Annotated in this window: 1 protein-coding gene; it reads right to left on the minus strand. The window is 70.2% G+C overall.

All coding sequences use genetic code 11. From position 1 onward, the window contains the following. Window positions 1-50: 50 nt before the first annotated feature. Window positions 51-1,454, minus strand: coding sequence for an IS1380 family transposase (locus tag ABTY04_RS40920; protein WP_352218508.1), 1,404 nt, complete (start codon window positions 1,452-1,454; stop codon window positions 51-53). Window positions 1,455-1,537 lie beyond the last annotated feature (83 nt).

Genomic DNA, 1,537 nt, shown 5'->3' on the forward strand with positions numbered 1-1,537 from the left:
GGTGCTCCAGGGTTCCTCGGGTCGTGGGCGGGCAGGGGCGCTGTCATGCTTCAGGTGGCCGGCCGGGGCAGGGTCGTGAGGCGTACGAATGCGCTGGTCAGCTCGTTTCTCCAGGGCCAGGTTGCGGAGATGCGCAGGTGGAGGCGGCGACCGCCCCGGGTGATGCGAGCGGCTGTGTGCAGCATCCGGTAGCGGAGCTTCTTCGGTTCGGCGGTGGCCAACTCGCCTTCCAGCAGCAGCGTTTGAGTCCAGGTGAGCAGGTCGGCGCCGGTCAGTGCCAGTTCGAGCCAGGCGGCGTTGATCTGGAAGTGGCGGGAGGGGAAGCGGCCGAGGCCGGTGGTCTTGCCGTTGCGTATGCGGTCCTCGACGCGGGCGTGTGCGCGATGGCGGACCTCCAGGTGCTGCAAGGAGCCCTCGCCGTAGGAGGCGTCGGTGAGGAAGACCTGGTGGCGCATGCCCTCATCCAGGTCGAACAGGGACAGCTGGGCACCTGGGTGCGGACGCTCTCGCCGCACGATGACCCGTGTCCCGTCCGGGTAGCCGGCCAGGTCGATCATGCCGGTCAGCTCGGCGACTTCCGCGCCCTGGCGCAGGGTGCCGTCCTGTTCGAGTGCGGGATGCCAGACCTGCTCGGGCAGGGCTCGGATCGCCTGGCGGACCGGCTCGGTGACGGCGTATCCGACGGAGAAGTGGGTGAGGACTCCGCGTGAGCGCATGGCCCGCACGTGTTCCAGGAATGCTTTCGCTCCTCCGGCGCTGTCCGCGCGGATGAGGATGGGTGTGCCGTGGCGGTGGGCGTCGGGGATCTGGGCGAGTGCCTGGTCGAGGACGGTGATGTGGTCGGCGGCGGTGTTGGCACCGGCGTTGCCGGGCCTCAGCAGGCCGGCCAGGGCTTCGCCGGTGTTGTCCAGGAAGCACAGCAGCGGGTGGTAGCCGAAGCCGCGCTTGTAGGTCGCCGCTGCCTGCTCCTTCTCGGAGTGGCAGGTGACCAGGGTGGCGTCGAGGTCCAGGACAAGACCGGGCAGGTCGCGTCCGCCCGCGCGGGCTGCGGGTATCCCTGCCCTGGTCTCGGCAGCTTGCAGCCAGGCGGCCTCCCGGGCGGTGGCCCTGGCCGATCGCAGGCGGGCGAGTGCGGCCGAGTCGATGCCGGCCAGCAGGCGCCAGGCGGTCGGCGTGGAGGCGACGGGGCCGAACACCTCAGCCTGGTCGCGCAGCACGGCCAGGTCCGCTATCGCCTCGCCGCCGTCGGCGAGCATGACCGCGAGATCGACCGCGATCCGGCCGGGATCGTGCCCGGTGCCACGCGGTCGCAGCCGACGCAGTGCGTCCGTGAAGGCGCTGGTCAGGCCGGTGACATCGGCGAGATCGGCCAGCAAGCGGGATCCGGCGTGGCTGACCACCCCGTGCCCGTCGGCCGACACGACGAGCTTGGGACGCGACCGGGTAGGCTGCACGCAGAAAGTGCCTTCCTGCTGTGATGACAGAGACCTTCGACAAGCCTCATCTTCCCAGCTCAGAAGGCACTTTCGCTTTTCCG

Origin of the sequence: Streptomyces sp. NPDC097981 (genome assembly GCF_040302565.1) — a bacterium.
Lineage (GTDB): Bacteria > Actinomycetota > Actinomycetes > Streptomycetales > Streptomycetaceae > Streptomyces.